4 protein-coding genes are annotated in these 3,589 nt (G+C 68.3%); 3 read left to right on the top strand and 1 reads right to left on the bottom strand.

Annotated elements, in window-relative coordinates; translation table 11 throughout:
• Window positions 1–183 (top strand): HNH endonuclease (locus tag AB0305_RS22895; RefSeq protein WP_364135769.1); only part of this gene is annotated, 183 nt, incomplete at its 5' end.
• A 213-nt stretch (window positions 184–396) separates the two neighbouring features.
• Here AB0305_RS22895 and AB0305_RS22890 read toward each other — a convergent pair.
• Window positions 397–1,332 carry an aldo/keto reductase gene (locus AB0305_RS22890; protein WP_364135766.1) on the bottom strand — a complete coding sequence of 312 codons (936 nt, stop codon included), beginning with the start codon at window positions 1,330–1,332 and terminating at the stop codon, window positions 397–399.
• Between the two features lie 51 nt (window positions 1,333–1,383).
• On the opposite strand from AB0305_RS22890, the gene AB0305_RS22885 reads away from it, so the two are divergent.
• Both AB0305_RS22885 and mshC read left to right on the top strand, forming a co-directional pair.
• Window positions 1,384–2,217 (top strand): undecaprenyl-diphosphate phosphatase, encoded by an 834-nt coding sequence (locus AB0305_RS22885; protein ID WP_290257850.1) that lies wholly within the window; start codon window positions 1,384–1,386, stop codon window positions 2,215–2,217.
• Window positions 2,218–2,232: 15 nt separating this feature from the next.
• Entirely contained in the window at window positions 2,233–3,516 is a 1,284-nt protein-coding gene (mshC, locus tag AB0305_RS22880; protein WP_364135763.1) for a cysteine--1-D-myo-inosityl 2-amino-2-deoxy-alpha-D-glucopyranoside ligase, read from the top strand.
• Window positions 3,517–3,589: the final 73 nt, after the last annotated feature.

The raw sequence follows: 3,589 nt of genomic DNA, 5'->3' as shown, positions 1-3,589 counted from the left end.
TACTGGTCCCGCGGCGGATCAACCAGCACAGACAACGGTGTCCTGCTGTGCTCACACCACCATCACCTGATCCACAAAGAACAATGGACCATCCAGTCACGCGCCGGGACTCCCTGGTACATCCCGCCACCCCACCTCGACCCCCACCAAAAACCCCGACAAAACCACTACTTCACGCAGTGAACATGCGCATGATCGGGGCAGAAGTCCAGATGCGCGGATGGAACCACGAGCGGGCGAGACGCAGCAGGCGGCCGGGCGAGGAGTCCCGCAGCGCGGTTTCTGTGGGAGGGCTTGCCGCGGGAGCAGTTGCTTTTAGAGCGAGAGCGGCGTTACAGAGGACGCGTTGGGACACGCAGAAGTGGCGAGGGCACGGCATTACCGGCCCGAAAAGCCCTACGCCGGGCTGGAGACGTCCTCGAGGGCCACTGCGATCTCCGGCGGCAGGGGTGCGAGCGTGGCATCGAGGATTTCCTTCAACTGCACCGGGGTGCGCGCGCCCACCACCGCGGTCGCCACGCCGTGCTGGGACAACAGCCAGCTCAGGGAGACGTCCAGGATGCTGCGGCCCAGGCCCTTCGCCGCCATGGCAACCGCCTCGACCACGCTGGAGGAGCTTCCCTCAAGATATGGCTCGACGTACGCCGCCAGCTTCGACTGGGCGGCGCGGGAGTCGGCCGGGATGTGGCCGCGGTACTTTCCGGTCAGGACACCGCGTCCGAGGGGAGCCCATGCCATCAGGCCCAGGCCGGCGTCTTCAATCGCGGGAATCAGCTCGGCCTCGGCCTTGCGCTGCAGCAGCGAATACTCGGCCTGGCTGGCCACCAGCGGGAACCCGGCCACCGCCGCGGCCTTGGCGGTCTGCCAGCCGGAGTAGTTGGAGACGCCGGCGTAGCGCACCCGGCCGGAGCGGACCGCGTACTCCAGCGCCGCCAGGGTCTCGTCCAGTGGGACGTTGGGATCCCAGGCCTGCGCGAACCACAGGTCCACGTAGTCGGTGCCCAGCCGGGCCAGGGAGGCATCGAGGCTGGAGAGGAGGGCGTTGCGTGAGGTGTCCACGCTGTGGCGTGCGCCCGACGTCGTCAGCCCCGCCTTGGTGGATATGACCACCTCGCTGCGCGCCACGACGTCGTTGAGCATGCTGCCGAGCATCGCCTCGGCCCGGCCGCCGGCGTAGGAAGCCGCGGTGTCGATCAGGGTGCCGCCGCCATCGACAAAGGTATGGAGCAGGGCAGCGGCATCCTGCTCATCGGTCTCACCGGCCCAGGACATGGTGCCAAGGGACAGGGACGAGACACGCAACCCACTGTTGCCGACATAACGCTGCTGCATGCCTGCAAGCTTACGGTGCTTCGGCCGGCCGTACCGGTAGGGTCTATAAACGTGAACTGGATAGAAGCGGCCTTTCTGGGCCTTGTGCAGGGACTGACAGAGTTCCTCCCGATCTCCTCAAGCGCCCACCTTCGGATCGTCGGGGAGTTCCTCCCGGACGCCTCGGACCCCGGAGCCGCCTTTACCGCCATCACGCAGCTGGGCACCGAGACGGCCGTGATCGTCTACTTCTGGCGCGACATCGTCCGGATCGTGAAGGCGTGGTTCGGCTCGCTCACCGGCAAGGTCTCCCGCCAGGACCCCGACGCGCGGATGGGCTGGCTGGTCATCCTCGGCAGCCTCCCCATCATCGTCCTCGGCCTGCTCTTCCAGGACCAGATCGAATCCGTGCTGCGCAGCCTCTGGATCGTCGCGACCATGCTGATCGTCTTCGGCATGATCCTCGCTGTCGCCGACGCCACCGGCCGGCAGGAGCGCGACCTCAGCCGGCTCACCTACAAGCACGGCATCCTCTACGGGTTCGCCCAGGCCCTCGCGCTCATCCCGGGCGTGTCCCGCTCCGGCGGCACCATCACCGCGGGCCTCTTCATGGGCTACACCCGCGAGGCCGCCGCCCGCTACTCCTTCCTCCTGGCCATCCCCGCCGTCTTCGGCAGCGGCCTCTACCAGCTCTACAAGGTGCTCACCAAGGAAGGCCTCAGCGGCCCCTACGGCCTCCCCGAAACGGGCCTGGCCACCGTGATCGCGTTCGTGGTGGGCTACGTCATCATCGGCTGGTTCCTCAAGTACGTTTCCACCCGCAGCTACCGGCTCTTCGTCTGGTACCGCATCCTCCTGGGCCTGGCACTCTACCTACTGCTCGGTTTCAATGTCATCAGCGCCTAGCACTAGGCTTGGTCTGTGAAATCCTGGACCTCCCGCCCCGTTCCCCAACTGCCGGGCGCCATGCCCGCCGTGCGTCTCTTCGACACCGCCCAGGGCGGCCCCGTGACCCTCGACGTGGCGGGGGAGCAGTCCATGTACGTCTGCGGCATCACGCCCTACGACGCCACCCACATGGGGCACGCCGCCAGCTACGTCGCCTTTGACCTGCTCAACCGGGCCTGGCGCGACGGCGGCCAGAAGGTCGCCTACGTCCAGAACGTCACCGACGTCGACGACCCCCTGCTGGAGCGCGCGACGGCGACCGGCGTCGACTGGCGCGACCTCGCGGCCAGCCAGATCGAGCTCTTCCAGACGGACATGGAAGCCCTCAACGTCCTCGCCCCGGATGACTACATCGGCGCGGTCGAGGCCATCCCGCTGATCGTTCCCGCCATCGAATCCCTGCTTGAACGCGGCCTGGCCTACCGGGTTGCCGGCACGGACGGCGAGCCCGACGGCGATGTCTACTACGACGTCGAAGCCGCCGGGAAGCATTCGGCCGAGGACGCCGGTGCCTGGACCCTTGGCTGCGTGTCGCACCTCTCCGACGCCGAGATGCTCGAGCTCTTCGCCGAGCGTGGCGGCGACCCGGGCCGCCCCGGCAAGCGGCAGGCCCTGGACCCGCTGCTCTGGCGCGTGGCCCGCGACGGTGAGCCCAGCTGGGCCGGCGGCGAACTGGGGGATGGCCGCCCCGGCTGGCACATCGAGTGCACCGTCATCGCACAGAAGTACCTCCCCGCGCCCTTCACCGTCCAGGGCGGCGGCTCGGACCTCGTCTTCCCGCACCACGAAATGGGTGCCGGCCACGCCTACTCCCTTACCGGGACGCCGCTGGCGAAGCACTTCGCACACGCCGGAATGGTGGGGCTCGACGGCGAGAAGATGAGCAAGTCCAAGGGCAACCTGGTGCTTGTCTCCAAGCTCCGCGCCGCCGGCGAGGAACCGGCCGCCATCCGCCTGGCCATCCTGGCCCACCACTACCGCAGCGACTGGTCCTGGACGGCCGAAGGCTTCGAGGAAGCCAAGCGCCGCCTCGATTCCTGGCGCAAGGCGCTCCAGTCCGCGCCCGCAGGGTCCGCCAAGGCCCTGATCGAACAGATGCGCGCCGCTCTCTCGGACGACCTCAACGCCCCTGAGGCTCTGGCCGCCGTCGACGCCTGGGCCGGTGCCGCCCTGGCCGCCGGAGACACCCCGGCCTCGGCCACCGACGCCGCCTTGGTGTCCGATGCGGTCAACGCCCTGCTCGGTATCGAGCTCTAGGCAACCACCAACACAAAAGCGCCGGCGACCCGCAGTCAGGGTGGCCGGCGCGTTGCAGTTTAAGCTGGGCCGA

Source organism: Arthrobacter sp. NPDC080086, assembly GCF_040702285.1.
Note: the sequence above shows the minus strand (reverse complement) of the source record. Positions and strands in the feature narration are given on the sequence as shown.

Excerpts from the sequence above, each read along its gene's own strand:
- AB0305_RS22890 (WP_364135766.1), bottom strand. The coding sequence starts at position 1,332 with ATGCAGCAGCGTTATGTCGGCAACAGTGGGTTGCGTGTCTCGTCCCTG.